Below are 22,703 nucleotides of genomic sequence, written 5' to 3'. Positions count from 1 at the left end.
CCACATAGGGCGGGACAGTGAGACATCCCGACAAAAAAAGGGGAGATTGCGCCCGTGAACCAGACCGTCAAGCCGATCCACAAGGCTGAGCCTTTTACCGTGCCCGTCGAGGGCATGACCTGCGCCTCCTGCGTGCGCCGCGTCGAAAACGCTGCCGCGAAAGTGCCGGGCATCGACAGGAGCGCCGTCAACTTCGCGACCAAGAAACTGACGGTGGAATCGGCAGAAGGCTTTTCGCCGGAGGAACTGACGAAGGCGATCAGGAAGATCGGTTACGAAATCCCGCCCGGCGCCATCGACCATGCGATGCGCGAGGCGGGCATGATGCCGCCTGTGACGCAGACGGCGCATGCCGGGCACGAGCACCACCACGGGCATTCCGCACCGGAAGCCCACATGGACCACGCCGCCATGGGGCACGATCAGGCGGGCCATGCCGGCGGGCATGACCATATGCAGATGCACCAGGGCGAGGAGGGCGTGCTGAAGCGCGACCTAGCGATCGCCTTCGTGCTGACCCTGCCGCTCTTCGTGCTGGAAATGGCAGGCCATGTCTATGAGCCGTTTCATCACTGGCTGATGGGTGTGATCGAGACGCAGAACCTTTATTATCTCTATTTCGCACTGGCGACGGTGGTCGTCTTCGGCCCGGGCTTCCGCTTCCTGAAGCTCGGCCTGCCGGCGCTGTTGCGCGGTGCGCCGGAGATGAATTCGCTGGTCGCGGTCGGCGTGCTGGCCGCCTATGGTTATTCGCTGGTGACGACATTTGCTCCGGACCTGCTGCCGGAGAGCGCAAGGTTCGTTTATTACGAGGCCGCGACGGTGATCGTCACGCTGATCCTGTTCGGCCGGCTGCTCGAGGCCCGTGCCACGGGCCGCACCGGCGAGGCGATCGAGAAGCTCAGCCGGCTGCAGGCGAAGACCGCCCGCGTCGAGCGCGACGGCAAGCTGCTGGACATCCCCGCCGAACAGGTGGTCGCCGGCGACGTGCTGGTGATCCGGCCGGGCGAGCGTATTCCGGTCGACGGCACGGTGATCGACGGCTCCTCGAATGTCGACGAATCGATGATTTCGGGAGAGCCGCTGCCGGTCGAAAAGGCGGCCGGCGCGACCGTGGTCGGCGGCACGATCAACAAGACCGGCGCCTTTCGTTTCCGGGCCGACAAGGTCGGCCGCGATACGATGCTGGCCCAGATCATCCGCATGGTCGAACAGGCTCAAGGGTCGAAACTGCCGATCCAGGGGCTGGTCGATCGGGTGACGGCCTGGTTCGTGCCGGCGGTGATCGCGCTGGCTGTTCTCACCTTCGCCGTCTGGTTATTCGTCGGCCCCGAACCGGCGCTCGCCCATGCGCTGGCCAATGCGGTCGCCGTGCTGATCATCGCCTGCCCCTGCGCCATGGGGCTTGCCGTGCCCACCTCGATCGTCGTCGGCGGTGGCCGGGCGGCCGAGCTCGGCGTGCTGTTCCGCAAGGGCGAGGCGCTGCAGGAACTGCGCAATGTCCAGCTGGTCGTGTTCGACAAGACCGGCACCGTCACCAAGGGCCGGCCGGAACTGACCGACCTGGTGACCGCGCAAGGTTTTGCCGGGGACGAGGTGCTGGCATTGGTCGCGAGCGTCGAGGCGCAGTCCGAACACCCGATCGCCGAGGCGATCGTCAAGGCGGCCGAGGCCAAGGGCCTGACGGTGCCGAAGGCGGAACGCTTCGCGTCGGTCACCGGTTACGGCATCGAGGCGGAAGCGGGCGGTCGCAGGATCTCGGTCGGCGCCGACCGGTTCATGGAAAAGCTGGGGCTTTCGGTCGAGGTGTTTGCGCAAGCCGCCGCCCGGCTTGGCGACGAAGGCAAGACGCCGCTTTATGCCGCCGTCGACGGCAAGCTGGCCGCCGTGATCGCGGTTGCCGATCCGCTGAAACCCTCAAGCCGCGACGCGATCAAGGCGTTGCAGGCGATGGGCATCGAAACGGTGATGGTGACCGGCGACAACCGCCGCACCGCGGAGGCGATCGCAAGACAGGTCGGCATAGACAAGGTCGTGGCCGAGGTCCTGCCGGAAGGCAAGGTGAAGGCGATCCACGAGATGCGGGCCGGCGGGAAAAAGCTTGCCTTCGTCGGCGACGGCATCAACGACGCGCCGGCGCTCGCCGAAGCCGATATCGGCATCGCCATCGGCACCGGCACGGACGTGGCGATCGAAAGCGCCGACGTGGTCCTGGTCGGCGGCGATCTGTCGGGTGCGGTTTCGGCCATCGCCATGAGCCGCGCGACCATGACCAACATCAAGCAGAACCTGTTCTGGGCCTTCGGTTACAACGTGGCGCTGGTGCCGGTCGCGGCCGGGGTGCTCTACCCCGCCTTCGGCTGGCTGCTGTCGCCGATGATCGCCGCCGGCGCCATGGCGCTGTCGAGCGTCTTCGTGCTCGGCAATGCGCTGCGGCTGAAGGCGGTGAAAGTGGGAGAGACGAGATGAATATCGGCGAAGCCTCCAGCGCGTCCGGCGTTTCGGCCAAGATGATCCGCTATTACGAGGAGATCGGGCTGATCCGGCCGATGGGCCGCACCGGTAACAATTACAGGGTCTATGGCGATGAGGAAGTGCATATCCTGCGCTTCATCAAGCGCGCCCGCAATCTCGGCTTTTCGCTCGAAGAGACCGAGACGCTGCTGAAACTCTGGCAGGACAAGAGCCGCGAAAGCGCTGCCGTCAAGGACGTCGCGACCGCCCATATCGGCGATCTCGAACGACGCATCGCCGAGATGCAGGGCATGCTGAAGACGTTGAAACACCTTGCCAACTGCTGCGGCGGCGACAACCGCCCCAACTGCCCGATCCTCGATGACCTGGCGGGGGATGGGGCGGCCGATGCACCCGTTCCGGCGGGTAGGAAAAAGACGAGGCAGGATGCCTGATGCCCGCACTCGGATGAGGCAGGACCTCGCCTCCTTCGATCTCCCCCCTTGAGGGGGAGCCGATCTTTCAGGGACGTGAGGCGGTGCGGCATCCTTAACCCTCCCCCTTGTGGGGAGGGTGGCCGGCAGGCGGGAGGGGTTTTAAATGCGGAAGGAAAGCCCCTCCCCAACCCCTCCCCACAAGGGGGAGGGGCTCCACGCACCGCCGCACGCCCTTGAAGGGAAGCATGCCGCACCGGCTCCATTCCTCTAATGTACTTGACCTTCCCTCCATGGGAAGCGGCACAACACACCTATCGAACAAGGAGATTCCGATGACTGCGATTTTCACCGTGCCGGACATGACCTGCGGCCATTGCGAAAAGACCGTGCGCGGCGCGCTGGCGGAAGCCCTGCCGGGCGCGGCGGTAGCGATCGACCTGACGGCCAAGACGGTGGCGATCGAAGGCGACGCGGCGAAGGCCGAAGAGGCGATCCGCGAGGCGGGGTATTCGCCGGAGCGGGCAGCGGTCTGAGGGGAAATTGTCTGGCCGATCGCGCCCATCGCGTTGAAAACCTTCGCGCAACCATCGCAGATCAGCTTCGCAAGGACCTCAATTTAGCACCTGCAGGAGAAGTAATGGTAAGCTAAGGAACATGCCGGCGACAAGGCCGACAAATCCAAGCGCGAGCGCGCCGTCAAGTCCGTGGTTCTGCCAGCCGAAATAGGCCCCAACGGCGGTCGCCATGGACATGATCGAAACAGTCCAGACGATCTCCAAGAGCCAGAGCAGCCTTCCGGCAAGTCTTCGTTTTTCCTGCGCCATGGCCAAGATCAACTTTCGCGAGTACCTTCTTTCCCCGATGTAAGATCGGGCTTCTCCTTTCGCCAGGGATAGTGTCGGGTCCTGACCGCAACTAAGGAGAATTGATGTGAGCAGAGCCATTCTATCGCTGCTGATCTTCGTTGCCGTGAGCACGCTTGGCCAGGCTCAGATGCAGGAAAGCCGTAAGCATAGCGACTATCCGTTCCAGTGTGGAGCAATCTTTGTGATCTTAGCCGAGGCATACGGCCAATCGGGCGAAACAGCCCAGGCTGTCGGGTATAAATCGAAATTCGATGATCTGTCGCGACGAGCCGAATCCGAGTTTGAGAAGCTCGGCCGAACGAAGGAGGAGGCCCGTGGCTACATGCAGGAGCATGTCGCCAGGCTGTCTCTTCTGGCCGAAAAGGATGCGAGCCCCGTCGCCAATTTCGCTCGGCGCTGCAACGCGCTTTTTCCGAGCTAAGCCTCGCCGGGCAGGTCCTTCGTTTCCGACAACAATTTCTCGAAGGAACAGAAGACGCAGTTCATCGCCTTCAAGGTGCTGGCACGTCCCTGATAAAGCCCGCCGCCCCTCGCGATCTTGCTCCACCTTGTCGCAAGGTGGAGCATTGAACGTATCCCGAAGCCGCGGCTTAGAACTTGACGCCGATGCCGACGTTGATCACGTGCTGGCTGAAGTCGAAATCGGCGCCTGCGAGGCTGCCGTTGCCGAAGTCGTTGTAGCGGTATTCGAGGCGGCCGAAGATATTGTCGGTGAAGGCGTAATCGACGCCGGCGCCGACCGTCCAGCCGTTGAGCATGTCGTCGTCGTCAAAACCGCCGCCGTCGATATGGGCGGTGGTGGCCGTCCAGCCGGCTGCCGCGAAGATCAGCGCCCGGTCCATGGCGTAACCGACACGGCCGCGAACCGAACCGGAGAACCCGGTGTCGACGTCGATGCCGCCGGCATAGCTGTTTTCGTTCCAGTCGTAGTTGACGTCGCCTTCGATACCGGCCACGAAACCGCTGGAGAACTGCCAGTTATAACCGACGAAGCCGCCAAGCCTCCAGCTGTCGAAATCGTCCGAACCGCCGCCGGGGGCATCACCGTCGCCCCAGGCATATCCCGTGTGGGCACCGATATAGGGGCCGTTCCAGGAGAATACGACGGGCGTTTCGACGGCTTGCGGCGCTTGCGGGATTTGTTCGACGGCGTCGGCTGCGTAAGCAACGGAAGAGGCGGTCATGGCGGCCGACGCTGCGAGAATGAAAAGAGCCTTCATGGATATTCCCTCCGATTGGTTGGCAAAAACGCAAATAGAGCGGTTTGCTTGGAAAGCTGTAGCTAAAATACAACATCGGAAAAAATCTGCAATTACGCCTTAAGATACTGAAAATGCGTAATTTTAATTTTCGGCTCATCCCTTGACCTCAATCATGGTTGAGGTTGTAGCGTCCCCGGGACTGAAAAAACGGATAAGAGGCAGGGCGTGTTGCAGGATATCAATGTGGGCTGGTCGAGGCTTCTCAGAGGCCGCGAAGGGGCGATGCTGGGGTTGATCTCGGCGGGGATCGGGCTGCATGCCTTCAACCAGTTCGCAATCGTCGCAGCACTGCCGCCGGCGGCAAGAGAGATCGGCGGCACGGGCTATTTCAGCTGGGCCTATACGCTCTATTTCCTGGGCTCGATCGCCGGCGGCACGGGAGCTGCGGCGATGCGCGACCGGTTCGGCGCGCGCTTCATTCTCCTTCTTTCGGCGCTGGTCTTTGCGGCCGGCGGGCTGCTGGCGCTGTCGGCGCCGGCCTTTTCCTGGATCATGGCCGGGCGCCTGCTGCAGGGCATTGCCGATGGATTGATCGTGGCGATCTGCTACAGCCTCATCCCGGCCAATTTTCCCTCCGCGCTGATCGCAAAGGTGTTTGCGGTGGAGGCGATCGTCTGGGCGGTGGCGGCAATTGCCGGGCCGTTGGCGGGCGGACTTCTGACCGAGGCCTATTCCTGGCGGGCGTCTTTCCTGGCCGTCTCGCCGTTCGTGGCTCTGCTGGCCGTCTTTGCGCTGACCGCGAAGGTGAGGGTGACGGAGGCGGCGCCGGTGCCGCTCTCCGCCGCCACCATTTCGCTCTGCCTTGCCGCTTCCTTCGTCCTGTCGCTGTCGTCGGTGGTGACCGGAGGGGCGATGCAGGCGGTGGCGGTGGTGGCAGGCGCGGGCCTGTTCCTGCCGGCGCTGAAGCTCGACGGGCGGATCGGGCCAAGGCTGTTTCCGGAGGGCGCTTTCCAGCTCGGTTCTGTTCTCGGGCACGGGTTCTGGGTGCTGTTCCTGATGTCGGCCAGCCACTCGGTCGGCAGCGTTTACCTGGCGCTGATGATCGACGCCGTCTTCGGTTTCCGGCCGTCCGTGGTCGGTTATCTGGTGGTGACCATGGCGCTCTCCTGGAGTGCTGTCGCGGTGGTCGCGAGCAGGATTACGGCGCTTCAGCCGCGGCATCGGTGGATGCGCGCAGGCGCATTGTTTCAACTGGCCGGTTTCCTCTGCCTCGCCGCCGCGTTCCCGAGCGGCTCGCTGGTGCTGCTGCTGGCGGGCCAGGTGGCGATCGGTACGGGCTTCGGCGTCGCCTGGGCAAGCGTCAACCAGGCGGCGATGGAAGCGGCAGCAAGGCAGGAGCGCGATCTTGCAAGTGCCTTGCTGCCGACGATTTCGACCGCCGGTTACGCGATAGGCGCGGGGATCGCCGGGATGATCGCAAGCGCGACCGGCCTGGTTTCGGCGCTGGAGAACGGCAACGCCGGCGGGCCGGCCCTGTGGCTCTACGGAACTGCTGCGGCCGGTGCGCTGCTGACATTCCTCCTCGGCTTCGGGGTGCGGCTTACCAAGGCTTGAGCGGCGCAACAAAAGCGTATTTCGCTTGTTCGGCGGGACAGATTTCCCATATTTGGAGAAAAGGTCGCCGCATCCCGGCGGCCAAAGGAGACCTTCCCGTGTTCCAGTTCGACAATTCCTATGCACGCCTGCCGGACAGGTTTTTCGCCTCCGTCTATCCCGAGCCGGTGGAGGGGCCGAAGCTGCTGAAATTCAACGCGGAACTGGCAGGGGAGCTGGGCGTCGAGGCGGACTTTTCCGATCCCGTCCGGCTGGCGGCGATCCTTGCCGGCAATGTCGTGCCGCCCGGCGCCATGCCGATCGCCATGGCCTATGCCGGCCACCAGTTCGGCAATTTCGTGCCGCAGCTCGGCGACGGGCGGGCGATATTGCTGGGCGAGGTCGTCGACCGCAACGGCAAACGCCGCGACATCCAGCTGAAGGGCGCCGGACCGACGCCCTATTCCCGCAGGGGCGACGGACGCGCGGCTTTGGGGCCGGTTTTGCGCGAATATATCGTCTCCGAGGCAATGAACGCGCTCGGCGTGCCGGCGACACGGGCCTTGGCGGCTGTCGCCACTGGCGAGCAGGTCTATCGCGAGACGGTGGAGCAGGGCGCGGTGTTCGTGCGCGTCGCGGCAAGCCATGTACGGATCGGCACCTTCCAGTTCTTTGCCGCCCGCGGCGACAATGACGGGATCAAATTGCTCGCCGACTACGTGATTGAGCGGCACTATCCGCAGCTGAAAACGGCGGAAAATCCCTATCTGGCGCTGCTGCAGGGCGTGGCGGCGCGGCAGGCGGATCTGATCGCCCGCTGGATGGGCGTCGGCTTCATCCATGGAGTGATGAACACCGACAACATGACGATTTCAGGCGAGACGATCGATTTCGGGCCTTGCGCCTTTCTCGACGAATACGACCCGATGAAGGTGTTTTCCTCGATCGACCAGGGCGGTCGTTATGCCTATCGCAACCAGCCGGGCATCGGCCAGTGGAACATCGCGCGGCTGGCGGAATGCCTGCTGCCGCTGCTGGACGAGGACGAGGAAAAGGCCGTGGAAGCGGCGAACGCCGTGCTGAAAGCGTTCGGCGAGCGGTTCCAGAAGGAGTGGATCGGCGTTTTCCGGGCGAAGATCGGCCTTGCGACCGAGGCTGACGGCGATGGCGACCTGATCCAGGCGCTGCTGGCCGCCATGCACGAGGGGCAGGCGGATTTCACCCTGGCCTTCCGGCGGCTTGCCGATGCGGCGGAGGGTGGGGAAGAGGCGTTCCTCGAGTGTTTTGCCGATCCCGACAAGGCGCAGGTCTGGCTTGCGGACTGGCGCAAGCGGTTGACCACGGAGGCACGGCCGGCCGGCGAATTGGCTGTCGCCCTGCGCTCGGTCAACCCGGCGGTCATTCCCCGCAATCACAAGGTCCGGGAAGCCCTTTCGGCCGCCAATTACGGCGACTTCAGCTTCTTCGAACGGTTGCTGGAGGCCCTGGAAAAGCCATTCGAAGAGCGGCCGGAATTCGTGAGCTACATGCAGCCGCCGAAGCCTGAGGAGCGGGTGACGCAGACGTTCTGCGGGACGTAATCCGCCCGTAAATTAATTGTTGCTAATTAGGAAAATAGTCCTTGACGACGTGACGGTTGTTTGATAGGTTCTAGGCACAGTCGAAGAATTGCGCCGGTGGATAGCCGGTGGCAAGACTTCCAGTCAAATTGGCCCGGTCCCAAAGCCGGGCCTTCTTTTTATTTCGACAATCGGCAGCGGGGACGCGCAGCGACCGGAAACGGGCGCGGCGGGATTTTCTGCGCCGAATTTTTGGCCATCATTTTGGCTCCTGTTTTGGCCCCCGGGGATATCCCAGATGGATGAATTCGAGACGTTCGATCCGGCGCTTTTCGGGCTCTGGACGGAGGCGCCGGTCTATGGCGACGCGGTCGTCATGGACGATTGCGCGCTGTCGGACGCGGTGCGCGGCGTGCTGCTGGAGATCAAGTCGGCCGAGGGTGCATTCTCTCCCGGCGAGGAACTGCGGCGGCTGTTGAACGAGATGACCGTTGAGATGCGCGACCAGTTTTCGACCTTCCGGCGAATGCGGACCTCGGCGGAGGCGGCGCTTGAGAGTGGTGACGACGCCGCCCAGAAACTGGCGCGTGCCGACGTGAAGGCCGCGACCGACGCCATGTCGCTGATCGTCCGCACGCTCGAAAAGGTCGACAGCCTGCAACGCCAGCTCGCCCGCGACCGCGACGAGGCCGCCGAGCGCGATGCGGACGAGGGCGGGTATGAGGAGGCCAAGGCCCGCTTCCTGAAAATGATCGAGGATCGCGCGAATGAAAACGCCTACCGGCTTTTCGAAGCATGGAAGCGGGATGGACCGCCGCCCCTCGTCTTGGAGAGGTTTGGACATGCGTCCTCCGAGCCAACGGACCTTGCTGCGAGCGCAGGAGAAGATCGCGGTCAAGGCCTCGAAGGGGGCGTCGGGGTTGAACCGGGGCTTGTGGACAATCACGGCTGCGCGTGAGGAATATCGCGAAGCCATTACGAAAAGCACGGCCTTGAGCAATGCGATTGGGCAAGGGTACGCCGGGCGCGGCAAACGCCCTCTGATCTCCCCCCTTGAGGGGGAGATGTCACCAAAGGTGACAGAGGGGGGTGGCGCCGCGAACTCAACTGCCGAAGAGTGTGCCGCAGCACCCCCCTCTGCCCTGCCGGGCATCTCCCCCTCAAGGGGGGAGATCGGTATGCCGCAGCAGTCCGACACCTCTCTGATCGGCTTCACGCTCGATCATGAACGCGACTGGGATATAAAGGGCCGCCGCGACCAAAAGCCGCCCGAGGGCGACTGGCGGACGTGGTTGATCATGGGTGGGCGCGGCTCGGGCAAGACGCGGGCAGGCGCGGAATGGATCCATGGGCTCGCCTCGGTCGGCAGCAGGTCGGATCTCAGGATAGCGCTGGTGGCGGAAACGCTGGGCGATGCCCGTGAGGTGATGATCGACGGGGTGTCCGGCATCTGCCGGATTGCCCGAAAGAACCGGCCGGGTTTCGAGATTTCGCGCCGGAGGCTGGTCTGGCCGAACGGGGCGATCGCGCAGATCTTTTCCTCGGAAGATCCGGAGAGCCTGCGCGGCCCACAGTTTCATTTCGCCTGGTGCGACGAGCTCGCCAAATGGCGGCATGCGGAGGAAACCTTCGACATGCTGCAGTTCGGGCTCCGGCTCGGGGCCGATCCGCGCCAGCTGGTGACGACGACGCCGCGGCCGGTGCCGATCCTGAAACGGCTGATCGCCGATCCCGGCACGCAGCTCGTCCGGATCTCGACCCAGGCCAATGCCGGCAATCTTTCTCCCGGCTTCATTTCGGCGCTGGAGGCACGTTACGGAGGAACGAGGCTCGGACGGCAGGAACTGGCCGGCGAGCTGATCGAGGACCGCGAGGACGCGCTGTGGAAACGGGCCGACCTCGAAGCCTTCACGATCCGCTTTACCGGAGCGCTCAGGCGCATCGTGGTCGCCGTCGATCCCCCTTCGGGTTCGGGCGAACATTCCTGCTGCGGCATCGTCGTGGCCGGCCTGGAGGCGAGCGGCCGGGCGGTGGTGCTGGCCGATTGTTCGGTCGAAGGCAAAACCCCGGCGGGCTGGGCGAACGCGGTGGCGCGCGCCTATGCGCGCTTCCAGGCGGACCGGGTGGTGGCCGAGGTGAACCAGGGCGGCGAGATGGTGACGGCGATGCTGAAAAGCGTCGACGCAGGCCTGCCGGTGACGATGGTACGGGCAACGCGCGGAAAATTCCTGCGCGCCGAGCCGGTGGCTGCCCTCTACGAACAGGGGCGGGTGGCGCATGCCGGCCGGTTTGCCGAACTCGAAGACCAGATGTGCGATTTCGGTCCGGACGGCCTGTCTTCAGGCCGCTCGCCCGACCGGCTCGATGCGCTGGTCTGGGCGCTGACTGCGCTGATGCTGGCAGGTCATGGAGAGCCGCGCGTGCGCGGTGTTTGAGCGCGGCTCGCGCTTCAGGTGATGATGATCAGCGCGGGGTAACCGGCTTCGGCTGGGCGCTTTCGCGCATCTGCTTCCATTCGGATTCGATCCGCTCGACGACATGCTGCGGGATCGGCTTGGAAGGGGCGGCCGGTGCGGGCTGCTGCATCATCATGATCTCCTGTTGTTTAGAAAGCGGACCTGAACGTCGTGTGGAGCCGTTGGTTCCACATCATTAGAAAAAAGTAAACTGCCGCCTAAGGGCTTAAAACGATTTAGTTTTTCTAAACCGATTGAAACCCGGTAGCGCGGTATGGGAGTAGGCTCCAGATGGCTCACAACCGGCATGCTTTCTTTGATTTGGTACGCACGAAGCTCTTTAAGGGCCGACTCGCCGCCGCCCAGGTGGAGGGGATGACGGCGATTCTCGACGCCTGGCGGGAGAGCGACGGTCAAGGGGAGGCACAGCCGCTTTCCTATGTGCTGGCCACCGCCTTTCATGAGACGGCCGCCACGATGCAGCCCGTTCGCGAGACCCTGGCGGCCAGCGACAGGTCGGCGATCGCGCGGCTGGACGAGGCTTTTGCCGCGGGCCGGCTCGGGTCGGTGAAGACGCCCTACTGGCGGCCGGACGCGGACGGAAAAAGCTGGCTCGGCCGTGGGCTGGTGCAGCTCACCCACAGGCGGAACTACGAGGCGATGTCCGCTGTGACCGGGATCGACCTGGTGGCCGATCCGGGCCGGGCGATGGAAATGCCGGTCTCGGTTGCGATCCTGATCGAGGGCATGCGGCGCGGCAGTTTCACCGGCCGCAGGCTCGGCGATTATTTCGGGCAGGGGCGAGCCGAGTGGGTGGGCGCCAGAAAAATCATCAACGGCAACGACCGGGCAGACCTGGTGGCGCGGCATGCGCGGCTGTTCGCCGAAGCGCTGCAATAGGCCGCATTGTGGCCCGTGGCAGCCCGTGATAGCGAGGCCTCCGCTTTGCTGGAGGTTCCATGATACGCCACATCGTATTTTTCACGGCGCAAACGGGCGAGATCGAACGGGTACGGGCAGGTCTTTCCCTGCTGACCGGCAACCCGCATGCGCTGACCCTGGAGATCGGCACCAACGTGAAGAGCGACCAACTCGGCAACGAGGTCGACCTGGTCGTCTACGGCGAATTCGAGGATGCGGCGGCGCTTGCCGCCTACAAGGCGCATCCGGCCTATCAGGCCTCGATCGATATCGTCCGCCCGATCCGTGAAATGCGTGTTGCGGCCGATTTCGACAGCGAAAGTGCGGTGAAATCGCCCCTGCCGCTTCCCTGAAGCGGGCCTTGGTGCCCGCGAGCGAAAAGGACAAGTCACGATGAAATCTCCATTCCGGCGCCCGTGGTTTTCCACGGGTGGGCGACAGGCCGTGCCCGAAATCCAGGGAACCGACACCCAAAGGGCCGAAACCAAGACGGCCTCCGGTTTCGCGATCGTCTCCGGCGAGGGAGCGGCGCAATGGTCGGGGCGGTCTTATGCGGCGCTGGCACGGGCAGGCTTCATGAAGAACCCGGTCGCCTATCGGGCGGTGCGGATGATCGCCGAAGCCGCCGCAGCCGTGCCCTGGCTTGCCTATGACGGTGCGACGGAGCTTGCCGAACATCCGGCGCTGGCGCTCTTGGCGCGGCCGAATGGCCGGCAGGGCGGGCCTGACTTTTTCGAGGCGCTTTACGGGCACCTGGCGCTTTCCGGCAATGCCTATGTCGAACCGCTGTCGATCGGCGGGGACTTGCGCGAACTGCATCTGCTGCGGCCCGACCGGATGAGCGTGGTCGAGGGCCGCGACGGCTGGGTGGCGGGTTACGACTATCGCGCCGGAGGCACCACACGGCGGCTGCCGGTGGAGACAGACGGCGTCGCGCTGCTGCATCTGAAACTGTTTCATCCGCTCGACGACCATTGCGGTTTCCCGCCGCTCGGCGCGGCGGGAGCGGCGCTCGACCTGCACAATGCGGCGGCGAGCTGGAACAAGGCGCTGCTCGACAATTCCGCACGACCCTCCGGCGCGCTGGTCTACCAGCCGAAGGAGGGCGGCAACTTGTCCGCCGATCAGTACGAGCGGCTGAAGGACGAGCTGGAGGCGGGCTATTCCGGCGCCGTCAATGCCGGACGGCCGCTGCTGCTCGAAGGCGGGCTCGACTGGAAGGCGATGGGCCTGTCGCCGAAGGACATGGATTTCATCGAGGCGAAGAATGGAGCTGCCCGCGACATCGCGCTCGCCTTCGGCGTGCCGCCGATGCTGATCGGCATTCCCGGCGACAACACCTATGCCAACTACCAGGAAGCCAACCGCGCCTTCTACCGCCTCACCGTACTGCCGCTGATTTCGCGGACCGCCGCGAGCTTTTCCGCCTGGCTGTCGGAGGCTTATGGCGAGCGGCTGCGGCTGGAGCCGGATCTCGACCGGATCGCCGGCCTTTCCGCCGAGCGCGAGGCGTTGTGGGCAAGGGTCGGGGCGGCGGCGTTCCTGAGCGACGAAGAGAAGCGCGAGGCGGTGGGGTATTAATCTGTAAGCAACGGGTGTAGATTGTAATACATCGTATTACAAATGGAGGCTCAGATGGCCAAGCCCGTTCTTTCAGACCCGATCACGCTGCGCCTGCCGCTCGACATCCTTGAGGACATCGAGAAGATCGCGGAGACAGCGGACAGAAGCCGGTCCTGGGTGATCGTCCGGGCGCTGAAAGCTTACCTGACCACAGAGGGAAGCGAGCTTCTGGAAATTGCCGCGGCGCGCCAGGACGTGCGCGACGGCAAGGTCATGGATATGGACGACCTTCTCGACGAACTGGACGGCTTAAATGCTGCGGATGAAAAATCCCGGACCGATGCCGCATGAAGAAAGTCCGCATCTCCACGATGGCTGCGGACTACATCAGGTCCGAGCGGACCTACCTCGGCAGGTTCAGCGCTCCGGCGGCGCGGGAACTGAACAGGAAATTGCGGAATGCCCGGTCGCTTCTGTCGCAGCATCCGGAGATCGGCAAGGTCAAGCCGGGCTCCAATGGCGTCAGGGTCCTGGTGATTGCGCCCTATCTCATCGAGTACGAAGTCGATTCCGACGGCGTGCTGATCCTGATCGTCAGGCACGGCAGGCAGGATGATCGGTCCGATGAGGACGAGGACGTCTACACGGAATAGACGGGCGGCTTGGCGTTTGCTCGACGCGTCTGTTGCCACTCACTCAACTTGCGAAGTGCCGGAATCAACTTCCCAGCAGGTAGCCTCAACCGATTCCAAAGATTCATGGAAACTGGATCCGCCGACCCTGGGTCGAGCGCGGAACGGCTGGTGCATGGCAGCAGCGTCGTTCGGTCCATATGCGTGCATCATAAACAAGAGAGATTAAAAATGGCTGATCTCGGAAACGATCCGGGCGCGCTGGCCGGCATCTGGGCCGCCAAGGCGGTGGGCGCTACGGCGGGAGCCGGCGTGTCGCTGATCTATCTCCTGCCGAAGAGCCGTCGCGAGGCGGCGAGCCGGTTTCTGACGGGTCTGAGCTGCGGGATGATCTTCGGCGGGCCGACCGGGCTTTGGCTGGTCGAGCGGCTGGGGATCGGCGGCGAGCTTTCAGGCGCGGAAGTGATGCTGACGGGGTCGGCGGCGGCCAGTCTTTGTGCCTGGTGGGCGCTCGGCGCGCTGGCGAGGATCGCCGTCAGATATGGGGGACGGGGCGGCGGGGCTTAACTTCGGTCTTCGCCCGGAGCCCCTCATCCGCCTGCCGGCACCTTCTCCCCGCATGCAGGGAGAAGGAAGTACGACGCGCCCGTTTCCCTCATCTCTGACGCCGTTGGCATGCCAGGGCGTCACCGCGTGTTCCTTCTCCCCGTGACAACGGGGAGAAGGTGCCGGAAGGCGGATGAGGGGCTGGCTCCAATTCAATCGCTAGGAGAATACCGATGCACGCTTATCGCGGGCCGCGCCCGAACGCGCGCAAATTTGCCAATCTGGAACTCGCAGGCATTACCGGCGACGGGGTGTTTTCCGGTTATGCCAGCGTCTTCGGCGAGGTCGATCTCGGGAAGGATAGGATCGAGCGCGGCGCTTTTCGCAATTGCCTCGTGGAGCGCGGGGCGATGGGGGTGCGGATGCTCTACCAGCACGACCCTGCCGAGCCGATCGGCGCCTGGCGGACGATCCGGGAGGATGCCCGCGGGCTTTACGTCGAGGGCATGCTGTCGCCGGGCGTCGCCCGCTCCCGCGAGGTGCTGGCGCTGATGAAATCGGGCGCGCTCGACGGGCTGTCGATCGGGTTCCGCACCGTCAAGGCGAGGACGGACGCCAAGACGGGCGTGCGAAAAATCCTCGAGGCGGATCTGTGGGAAATCTCGGTGGTGACCTTTCCGATGCTGCCATCGGCCCGGGTCTCCAACGTCAAGCATGCGCGGTTCTTCCGCGACAGGGAAACCGAGCTCGTCCGCCAGATGCGGCGGGCGGCGAAGATGATGATGAAATCAACCTTCAAAGGAAAAGCGATATGACCGAGCAGGCGAGAACGATGGCAAGCGTGGCGCCCGAAGTAAAAGCCGTGCCGGAAACGGTGACGGCGGCCTTCGACGAATTCATGGAGGCGTTCGAGGCCTTCAAGGAGGTCAACGACCGGCGCCTCGGCGAGATCGAGCAGAAGCTGACCGCCGACGTCGTGACCCGCGACAAGATGGACCGGATCAACCGTGCGGTCGACGACCAGAAGAAGGTGCTCGACCAGCTGGTGCTGAAGAAGGCAAGGCCGCAACTCGGCCGCGGCGGTTCGGAGCTTTCGGCAGAGGCTGTGGAGCACAAGGCCGCTTTCGACGCCTATGTGCGGCGTGGCGAGGAAAACGGTCTGCGCGAGCTGGAGACCAAGGCGTTTTCGGGCGGAACCGGTGCCGACGGCGGTTATCTCGTGCCGCCGGAAACCGATACGGAAATCGGCCGGCGGATTTCGGCGGTCTCGCCGATGCGGGCGCTCTCGACCGTGCGCACCGTATCTTCCGCCGTGCTGAAGAAGCCGTTTGCGGCGGCCGGGCTTTCGACCGGCTGGGTGGCGGTCTGCCTCGCCACATAAATCCGGATTCTTCGCGTTGATTTCACTCCACTTTTCCAAGTGGAGTCTGGCAAAATCATGGATTCCTTCCGCATAAAGGCGGATTCAACACTCCCCAGAACCCATAAAGCCGGATTCGGATATTGCCCCTCTTCAAGGGCGAATCTAGGTGAATGGTTATAGTCCTGGACCCAGTGCTGCGCGCAACAGAAAACGCGGCTCGCGAAAGCCGCGCCTCCCGTACTGAGGATTAGGTTCATCGATTCCTATTACGGAAGAATTCGTTCAGCCTTCCGAGATCAATGGTCGCTAGCTCGATATCCTCGACCGTTCGCACCTTTCCGGTAATCGTGACGAGCCTGTCGCCCCTGTGAAACGTGAGAAATCCGAGCGACTTCATAATCTCCGGCTCGTTGTCGAGAACGATTCTCCACATCCGCTGATAACCTGGCAGGAATTCCATGTGGATCTCGATACCATCGTCTTCCATGTTGGCCTTGACCGACAAGAGCCTGCTGCTTGGCCCGATGTCGAACATCCCAGCACCGGGGACCTCGGAGATCATCAGTAGCCGGCAGTTCCGGCTCCCAGACTCCACGACTGCCGGCCATAGATCAAGGATTCGCTGAGGAGGCTGATACAGCGGACCAATCTTCTCAATGAGGTGCTTTCTTTCAACCATTACGCACCCGATGTCTTCCGGTGGAAATGCGTACTTCAACCTACAGGCTTCGACCTGCTTTGCGGCCGAAAATCGGACCACCCCTTGGCTGAGGAAGTACCTTACGGGGTTGATGAACCGCTCGTGAAAAGCCTTCGCGCTCGGCCTCGAAATGCCAATGTTTGGGTGAGGCTTCAATACTCCTAGCGAGATCAGGTACCGAGCTCCTCCTTTGGGAATCCCTGTCATTGAGAAGAACTCGCTTGCCGGCATCCCCTTGTCATTGGATGGGATCTGCCTTCTGCTATTCCAGAAGCCGCGTTGTCTTCTGCGGAATCTGAGGCCTCGCAATCCGGGGATGTCAGGATCGACAAGGGCGGCCTGCCTCCCGAGGAGAACATCGGCCATCAGCCGAGTTTCCGAAACCTGATCCTTTACCGTGTGCCCCGAGAGGCCGACTGTATCCTTCCGGTCAAGATCCTTCGGGAGCGAGCGGATGGTTTCGAGAAGTTCCTCAAGTTCGCGCTTAATGAAGTGGCGGGTTACTCCCTGTTCATGGCGCACTTGAATACATCCGGTCCAACCCGATTTCGCGAGCTTAACTGCGACCATGTCGGCGTCATTCTCGGTACAGCCGAGAAGGGTTGCCGCCATCGAAAGGGGGACAGACTCCGCCACATCGATCCGAAGTTCCTCCAAAAGCCCCTTCGGGATACTTACAAGCTGTCCCGACCCTCGGCGAAGATTGAAGCCCGACCTACGCAGCAGCGAATTCGCACTGTAAATGCTGATGCCGAGAGCGTTCGGCAGATTGCTCTTCAGGATCTGGGCCTCGATTCCAGGCCCTGTTCGCAGCCTCGGATTCAGCCTGCCAAGCCGCAGGCACGCCTTCACCTGACCTCTCCAGATCGTGTCCTTCAAAGGATTCCGTTTGTGAGACAGGTTGTTCAGAAACCCGAACTGCCGCACCCCATTCTGTCTGAGCTTCTCCTTCGGATGGTGCTCGTTGAGCCAGTCGCGGAACCTGGCGATCAGATGCTTCTCGTTGCCGCCGAGCGCGTCGAAGCCGATGTTGTAGTTGATGTTCGACATCTTCGGCCTCCTGCGCGCAGGAGGATTGGCGAGGAGAGTTCCTACGAGGGAGCAACTACTCATGATCGCGTCCAGCGGTTGATTATCCAGCATCGGCCGCCTTTTGAAATATTTCACCGCACCCAGGCGTTGGAGAATATACCCCTCGATCGACTCGCGACCTCTGGCAGACAGCTCCGGCGGCACATCTACCTTGACGCTGCAGAGGCCGTAAAACGGCCATCGTCGATCATGTCTGTTTGGGTTGGGCTGAAGCGCGCAGTCGTGGACGGGGCAGATCTGGAAGCCGTTCAGATCCCACCAGACCCTGTGGTATGCTGCCTCCTTTAGGCACTCCGAGCACGATCGCGCGCCTGGCTTCGCCATCGTCATGCTGATGTTCTCGTCGCCAAGTGCCCAGCGACGATTCTCGGAGTACACAGGCGACCATTTCACGAGTCCGTGCTTCTCCTCATCGGTCAGTGGGAGGTTGAGCAAGGACTGCAGCAGGATCTGCCACCTGTTACGCGATACCCAGACGCCGGTCTTCTTCGCGAAGGTCTCCGGGAGGCAGTTCTCGCCATCGTAGACCAGGCGGGCGAAGTAGGCATTCGTTGGTTCACCAAAGCACGGGCGGATCCTCCATCTCGAGAAGATGCGTTCGGCGCGGAACTGATCATGCAGCATCACGCGTCCTCCCGAAGTAATCATGGGTGTCGCCCTTCCTCCGACGGGTCTCGACGGCTTCCCGCAAGTGCTCGATCATGATCCTGGAGGTGCCTTGATTGATCGCCTTGAAAGCGGCCGGGCGCACGAGGTTCATCACGCGACCGATCATCCCGTCGGAGTACCGGTACATCTCCTGCGCGATGTATGGATCATCAAGGCCGCTGAGGTTGGCGAATGGCAGCCGCTTGTCGATGGCGCCCAACAGCTTCTCGAACCTCTTCATGTCCGATTTGCCGGAGGTAAGGGGCCTTAGAACATGCGAATTGTAGCCGCGGTTCACAAACGCGTCGATCGAGTTGACGTAGTCGGTTACACGTTCCTCGCCGACCAGCATGACGCTCAAGGTGTTGTAGTCGACGATGGTCTTGATCAGCTTGAACATGTTCGCCGCGGTCTTGGATGATCGCTCGAAGAACAGGTACTGGGCGTCATCGACGATTAGCATCTCGGTGCGAACCTTGAGGAGCCGCAGCAGGGCGTTGTTTACGTACGCACCGACGCCACCATGCATGCGTGCGTACCTCGCCGCCGTCAGCCTATTGAGCTCGTGGCCAAACTCGACGGGCGACATGTTGATGCTGGCCGTCAGGTGGATGACGGGGAAGATCTCCCCCTCTTCGTCATAGGTCGCGGGGTGCATGGCTGAGTAGTAGCTGCAGACCGCGGTCTTTCCCGTACGGGATTCGCCCAGCATCGCACCAACGGTGCCGGTCGCATGTGTCCCACCCGCCACCGGATAATGGTTTTCGGCAATGATGCCATAACCCTCATTGAATGTCGGGTACTTCACGATCAGGTTCTTGATCATCCATTGGCGTTTCGCCACAGGAAGGCGACCTGCGGCAATCCTGCTCTCGTCGGATTCGAAAGGCTCGGTGTGGAAGCGGGGTTGCGCCAACTTGCTAGCGACTGCTGGAGTGATGAGTGATGGTTCCTTGGATGCTGTTTCGTGATTGATCTTGCTGGTCATGGCACTACTCCTCACTAAAGATCCCAGTCAGCCAGGTCCTCTGGCATGCCGTCGTCGTGGTTGTTGAAGGTTGCTGGCTTGATCGGGTCGTTGGAAACGGCGAGAGTCGCAGTCGCTTTGGGCGCGACCTCGACAGGCTGGCGTGATCCTGGCATCACGCCGATCGCGCGCGTGCTGATGCGGGGAGGGGGAGTTCGTTCCTCGGTCGCGGCGAGATCGATCCTGCCTCCGGTGTATTCCACCCGGCCCATCTCGACGATTCGCGAGCGTTCTTCCTTCTTGACGTTGCCTTCGTACCAGCGGGCGAGCTTCATAGCTGTCCCATGCTTCCTGCGGCGGGCATGGAGCTCCACAAGGGAGGCCTCCATCTCGGCGCGGGCCTCCTGCAGGCTGATGTCTCGGTCGGCCTTCTTGTCCTGCTCACGCTTGTACTTCGCGATAGCGCGGTGCACGTGCAGCTTCAGGCCGACAGCATAGCTTGCGTCGGCATCACAGACCGGAACGGTGATCCACCGCTTGGGGCGGGAGTACGGATCCTTGACCTCAATACTTTCGATATTGTCCGGATTGCGTCTCGCCTCGTACTTGCTGTTCGACTTGTGACGCGGGTTCGTAGTGAGGACGATCAGTTCCGCACACTGGTAGGTCACATGTTCCCATCTGACACCGCGGGTTCCGATGCAGACCCAGCCGACGTCCCCACCGAGCCTGGTGAAGATGTCCTTGGCGATAAGGGGAGCTTCGGGCGCGTCTGCGATCAGCTCTTCCCATCGCTCCGCCGGAACTCCCTTGAATGTCGAAAGCTCGCCGATGCCCTGGGTCGGGGTGTAGTGGTCAATCGCGGAGAAGTAGTAGTTGAGGAAGCCCAAAAACTCGGACACGGTGAGAACCGGGCGCGCCAGTTCCTGCTCCTCGTCGTACTTGTCGCGCTCGGTGGGATTGCTCTTGGTCGTTCCCGGGAGACGGTGCACCAGTTTCCGTCCCAGAATTCCGAAGAGCACTTCCAAGGCACCTTTTTCCCATGGATGCCCTGGCCTGTAAGCTACCGTCTTGAAGCCGAATTCTTTCGCCGCCGCCCGGATGTTCAAGCCGACTAGGTGTTTCGCGTTGTCCACGCCAAGCGTCACCGGGGTGCCGAACCAAGGATACGCGCATCCGTTCATGAGGTGCGGATCCTTTTCGAACATCATGTGCTTCAGTCCTGCGAGGAAGGTCTGATAGCTCGGACTGCCGAAGGCTACGGCGAAACCAGGCTTGATCGACGTACACCGATCCCGGAACACGATCAGATCCGGGCGCCCGTAGGCGATTGGGTAGACATCGTCGATTAGATCGATGTCTAACGTCGAGTGGTCGACATCCACGATGGCCAACGGCGCGGTCGGGCGGATCTGCTTGAGGGTTCTCTTGTGAATCCGCTCTGCATGCTCAGGCCCGTAGTGCAGAAAGTCGTAGACATAGCGGTTCATGTCCCCCAAGACTCGCTGCAGCTTGCGCTCTGGGATCTTGCAGACACCATTCTCGCCGAGGATGTGATCGCGGAGATGGTGGTATTCCTGACCGAGCTTCGCCCAGTTCACGAGGTTCGAGCGGATGCTGTGCCAGTCTCCATGCGATGCAACTGCGGTGTGGGCGGCGTGCTTGATGGCCTCGTTCAGCGCAGTTCCATACCGTGGACTGCGGTTCCCTTTCGCGGCGTCGTTGTCGACGAAATCGATCAGGCGGTCGAACTGATTTCCCTTCCGGGACGTCTGCATCAGCTCGTACCATTTCGACCGCTTCGGTGGATTGTCGTCTCCGATCAGGACTGCGACCTCCGCAACGATCGCCGCCTTCTGCTCGTCTGAAAGAACCCAGGTATCATGCTCGCGCATGTATTCCTCGAAGGCATCAGCATATTCCATCATGCGCAGCGCCTTCTCGCGCTTCGGTCCAGCGATCGTGAGCGACGAACCCGGCACGTTACGCGGGCTGTCACCCGGTCCCATCACAGGCCGGATCCGGCCGTCCTTCTGAAGCAGATGGAGCTGCCAGTTCGACAACAGGACGACGTCGTTCGTGCCGACGTGGATGAAGCGCGATAGGAACTCGGAATCCTTCGACGGCTGGAAGCCACCATCGAAGGCGAGGATCCCGTACCGGTTCTTCCGGATGTTCGTCACGATGAAGCTCGAACGCGCAGCGATCGTGAAGCCCTGAATAGGCGAACCTCCGTCGCGATCCAACGGCAGTTCGAGTTCGTGGTAGCTCTTGACCTTGCGCCAGATGATATCGTCATGCATGTGCAGGCTCCTTCCGCGTTACGATGGTCTTGCTTGAGAGTTTCGAACCGAGATCGACCTCGACTTCCCCTGCGATCGCGAGCTGCATGACGGCGGAGAAGGTCGGGTTGCATTCGATGACGTGCCGGGCGGCGGATGTTGGCTCGTCGCTCCAGCGCGCGAAGATCGCGTTCTGCGGCATGCATCTCATGAGGGCTTCGATTGACGCGGGGTAGGAAGCCTCCCTGAGAGCGTCGCGGAGCTGCGCCATTCCAGCCGGCTCGTGATTAGACTGCTTGTGCTTCCACATCAGGCGCAGGTTCGAGAACAGAGGTTCCAGCCGGATGGTTGTCTCGTCGAGCAGGAGATAGGTGGCGCCGAGCTTCGAGTAATGCTGCCGTAGGTCGGCACGGCGTTGCGCCATCCCGCGGATGCTTTTCCGGACGTGATATGGCATCACGTCGATAACGAAGACTGCGCCATCCATCCGAAGCACCGCGAGATCCGGGATGTGTTCCTTGACGACCTGCGTGCCGTCGGCCTTGTGCGCATCGAAGAGCTGCCTGATCGGAAACTCCGCGATGACGCGGATGGCAGGGTCGGTGTCCAGGTGAAACAGGAGGTCGCCCATCAGCGGCTCCCGGGTTCGTACTTCCCCACGGACGCATTTCTTCGTCGGAAACCAGCCCAGCAGGGTAGTGTGTCGAGTTCCGGGTTTGAGGTCGCGCTGGGGTTCGTTGTCGGGGCCGAATACAGCCTTCCAATAGGCCTCGTTCTCCAGATCTTTCTCGAAGTCGCTGTAATTTGTCGTGTCAGACATTCTGCTTTTCCTTCTTGCGACGCTCGGTCGCCACTGGGTTTGGATGACGCTTGTGCTGCGCTCGGCGATGTATTTTCTTGAACTCGGACTCGAACCATTCTTCGAGGTCCGACATCGTCATCGAGCGGGATAGGACGCGCTGCGCCTTTGGTTTCTTGCGACTGGACATGACTTCTCCGTTCACGCTGCGGATGTTTTCCGGCGGCGCGCTGGTTGGATTGGTATGACTGCATGCTGTGTCCTCCGGCCGCTGCCGATTGACGCCTATAGAGAGACACAGTTCAGCGTGCTGGTGAAGACCCCGCTGACCAGACGCGTTTTGCGAATCCTCTGAAAACGCTGCACTTATCGTTTTCAGGTGCTGCTGATGATGCCGTTCACACCCTCAGGACTCGCAAGGGAGTCCATGTCGGCAAGCCGACCGTATGTAACGCCGAAGTCCCCTTCAGATTTTCGAATTCTTCGACCAAAGCAACGCGGCAATTCTACTTGGAGATGACCACGCGCGCGGATTTGGTTGGCCACATGGCCTGCAAAGGATTCGTGAAAGGATTCATATGGGGGAGCGATATTGCACGCAGTCCGCCTCCCGGAAGGGAAGC

At 62.3% G+C, this 22,703-nt stretch carries 23 protein-coding genes and 1 pseudogene; 16 read left to right on the top strand and 8 right to left on the bottom strand.

Annotated features, from left to right (window positions below):
- The first annotated feature begins 54 nt into the window (after positions 1–54).
- From C5L10_RS27965 to C5L10_RS27955, 3 genes are all read left to right on the top strand, one after another.
- Complete coding sequence (locus C5L10_RS27965; RefSeq protein ID WP_105432329.1) at positions 55–2,469, top strand: heavy metal translocating P-type ATPase; 2,415 nt, start codon at positions 55–57, stop codon at positions 2,467–2,469.
- A complete protein-coding gene (cueR, locus tag C5L10_RS27960) occupies positions 2,466–2,909 on the top strand; it encodes a Cu(I)-responsive transcriptional regulator (protein ID WP_105432328.1) in 444 nt (147 codons plus the stop codon). The genes C5L10_RS27965 and cueR overlap by 4 nt, the downstream gene beginning before the upstream one ends.
- 314 nt (positions 2,910–3,223) lie before the next feature.
- The gene (locus C5L10_RS27955; protein ID WP_038541227.1) at positions 3,224–3,424 is read left to right on the top strand and encodes a heavy-metal-associated domain-containing protein; all 201 of its coding nucleotides are present in this window, start codon (positions 3,224–3,226) and stop codon (positions 3,422–3,424) included.
- 78 nt (positions 3,425–3,502) lie between these two features.
- Here C5L10_RS27955 and C5L10_RS27950 read toward each other — a convergent pair whose 3' ends face one another.
- Positions 3,503–3,715, bottom strand: a complete 213-nt coding sequence (locus C5L10_RS27950; RefSeq protein ID WP_105432327.1) for a hypothetical protein — start codon at positions 3,713–3,715, stop codon at positions 3,503–3,505.
- Between the two features lie 106 nt (positions 3,716–3,821).
- Here C5L10_RS27950 and C5L10_RS27945 point away from each other — a divergent pair, with 106 nt between their 5' ends.
- The gene (locus tag C5L10_RS27945; RefSeq protein ID WP_105432326.1) at positions 3,822–4,178 is read left to right on the top strand and encodes a hypothetical protein; all 357 of its coding nucleotides are present in this window, start codon (positions 3,822–3,824) and stop codon (positions 4,176–4,178) included.
- A 169-nt stretch (positions 4,179–4,347) separates the two neighbouring features.
- Here C5L10_RS27945 and C5L10_RS27940 read toward each other — a convergent pair whose 3' ends face one another.
- A complete protein-coding gene (locus C5L10_RS27940) occupies positions 4,348–4,977 on the bottom strand; it encodes an outer membrane protein (protein WP_046668488.1) in 630 nt (209 codons plus the stop codon).
- A 207-nt stretch (positions 4,978–5,184) separates the two neighbouring features.
- Here C5L10_RS27940 and C5L10_RS27935 point away from each other — a divergent pair, with 207 nt between their 5' ends.
- From C5L10_RS27935 to C5L10_RS27915, 4 genes are all read left to right on the top strand, one after another.
- Entirely contained in the window at positions 5,185–6,573 is a 1,389-nt protein-coding gene (locus C5L10_RS27935) for an MFS transporter (RefSeq protein WP_172717218.1), read from the top strand.
- 98 nt (positions 6,574–6,671) lie between these two features.
- A complete protein-coding gene (locus C5L10_RS27930; RefSeq protein ID WP_105432324.1) occupies positions 6,672–8,132 on the top strand; it encodes a protein adenylyltransferase SelO in 1,461 nt (486 codons plus the stop codon).
- A gap of 277 nt (positions 8,133–8,409) precedes the next feature.
- Positions 8,410–9,069 carry a hypothetical protein gene (locus C5L10_RS27925; protein WP_205837102.1) on the top strand — a complete coding sequence of 220 codons (660 nt, stop codon included), beginning with the start codon at positions 8,410–8,412 and terminating at the stop codon, positions 9,067–9,069.
- A gap of 220 nt (positions 9,070–9,289) precedes the next feature.
- A complete protein-coding gene (locus C5L10_RS27915) occupies positions 9,290–10,546 on the top strand; it encodes a DNA-packaging protein (RefSeq protein WP_105432323.1) in 1,257 nt (418 codons plus the stop codon).
- Between the two features lie 28 nt (positions 10,547–10,574).
- Here C5L10_RS27915 and C5L10_RS34760 read toward each other — a convergent pair whose 3' ends face one another.
- Entirely contained in the window at positions 10,575–10,700 is a 126-nt protein-coding gene (locus tag C5L10_RS34760) for a hypothetical protein (protein WP_256384740.1), read from the bottom strand.
- A 158-nt stretch (positions 10,701–10,858) separates the two neighbouring features.
- Here C5L10_RS34760 and C5L10_RS27910 point away from each other — a divergent pair, with 158 nt between their 5' ends.
- The 8 genes and pseudogenes from C5L10_RS27910 to C5L10_RS27875 form a co-directional block, all read left to right on the top strand.
- A complete protein-coding gene (locus C5L10_RS27910; protein WP_105432322.1) occupies positions 10,859–11,467 on the top strand; it encodes a hypothetical protein in 609 nt (202 codons plus the stop codon).
- A gap of 59 nt (positions 11,468–11,526) precedes the next feature.
- Entirely contained in the window at positions 11,527–11,841 is a 315-nt protein-coding gene (locus C5L10_RS27905) for a Dabb family protein (RefSeq protein WP_038584976.1), read from the top strand.
- A 40-nt stretch (positions 11,842–11,881) separates the two neighbouring features.
- The gene (locus C5L10_RS27900; protein ID WP_105432321.1) at positions 11,882–13,069 is read left to right on the top strand and encodes a phage portal protein; all 1,188 of its coding nucleotides are present in this window, start codon (positions 11,882–11,884) and stop codon (positions 13,067–13,069) included.
- 54 nt (positions 13,070–13,123) lie between these two features.
- Positions 13,124–13,402 carry a CopG family ribbon-helix-helix protein gene (locus C5L10_RS27895; RefSeq protein WP_105405091.1) on the top strand — a complete coding sequence of 93 codons (279 nt, stop codon included), beginning with the start codon at positions 13,124–13,126 and terminating at the stop codon, positions 13,400–13,402.
- Positions 13,399–13,704, top strand: coding sequence for a type II toxin-antitoxin system RelE/ParE family toxin (locus C5L10_RS27890; protein ID WP_105432320.1), 306 nt, complete (start codon positions 13,399–13,401; stop codon positions 13,702–13,704). The genes C5L10_RS27895 and C5L10_RS27890 overlap by 4 nt, the downstream gene beginning before the upstream one ends.
- A gap of 210 nt (positions 13,705–13,914) precedes the next feature.
- Positions 13,915–14,250, top strand: a complete 336-nt coding sequence (locus C5L10_RS27885) for a DUF6107 family protein (protein ID WP_105432319.1) — start codon at positions 13,915–13,917, stop codon at positions 14,248–14,250.
- 212 nt (positions 14,251–14,462) lie between these two features.
- Positions 14,463–15,044 carry an HK97 family phage prohead protease gene (locus C5L10_RS27880; protein WP_105432318.1) on the top strand — a complete coding sequence of 194 codons (582 nt, stop codon included), beginning with the start codon at positions 14,463–14,465 and terminating at the stop codon, positions 15,042–15,044.
- Positions 15,041–15,592, top strand: a pseudogene (locus C5L10_RS27875) (phage major capsid protein); the annotation flags it as partial. The gene C5L10_RS27880 and the pseudogene C5L10_RS27875, both read left to right, overlap by 4 nt.
- Positions 15,593–15,845: 253 nt before the next feature.
- Here C5L10_RS27875 and C5L10_RS27870 read toward each other — a convergent pair.
- From C5L10_RS27870 to C5L10_RS33895, 5 genes are read right to left on the bottom strand one after another with little or no spacing between them, the layout of a single operon-like run.
- Entirely contained in the window at positions 15,846–18,008 is a 2,163-nt protein-coding gene (locus tag C5L10_RS27870) for a TniQ family protein (protein WP_172717217.1), read from the bottom strand.
- Entirely contained in the window at positions 17,998–19,020 is a 1,023-nt protein-coding gene (locus C5L10_RS27865) for a TniB family NTP-binding protein (protein ID WP_105432315.1), read from the bottom strand. Before C5L10_RS27865 ends, C5L10_RS27870 begins: the two co-directional genes overlap by 11 nt.
- A 14-nt stretch (positions 19,021–19,034) precedes the next feature.
- A complete protein-coding gene (locus C5L10_RS27860; protein WP_105432314.1) occupies positions 19,035–21,302 on the bottom strand; it encodes a hypothetical protein in 2,268 nt (755 codons plus the stop codon).
- Complete coding sequence (locus C5L10_RS27855; RefSeq protein ID WP_105432313.1) at positions 21,295–22,101, bottom strand: hypothetical protein; 807 nt, start codon at positions 22,099–22,101, stop codon at positions 21,295–21,297. The genes C5L10_RS27860 and C5L10_RS27855 overlap by 8 nt, the downstream gene beginning before the upstream one ends.
- Entirely contained in the window at positions 22,094–22,270 is a 177-nt protein-coding gene (locus tag C5L10_RS33895) for a hypothetical protein (protein ID WP_172717216.1), read from the bottom strand. The genes C5L10_RS27855 and C5L10_RS33895 overlap by 8 nt, the downstream gene beginning before the upstream one ends.
- Positions 22,271–22,703 lie beyond the last annotated feature (433 nt).

Origin of the sequence: Neorhizobium sp. T6_25 (genome assembly GCF_002968555.1) — a bacterium.
Classification (GTDB): Bacteria; Pseudomonadota; Alphaproteobacteria; order Rhizobiales; family Rhizobiaceae; genus Neorhizobium.
Note: the sequence above shows the minus strand (reverse complement) of the source record. Positions and strands in the feature narration are given on the sequence as shown.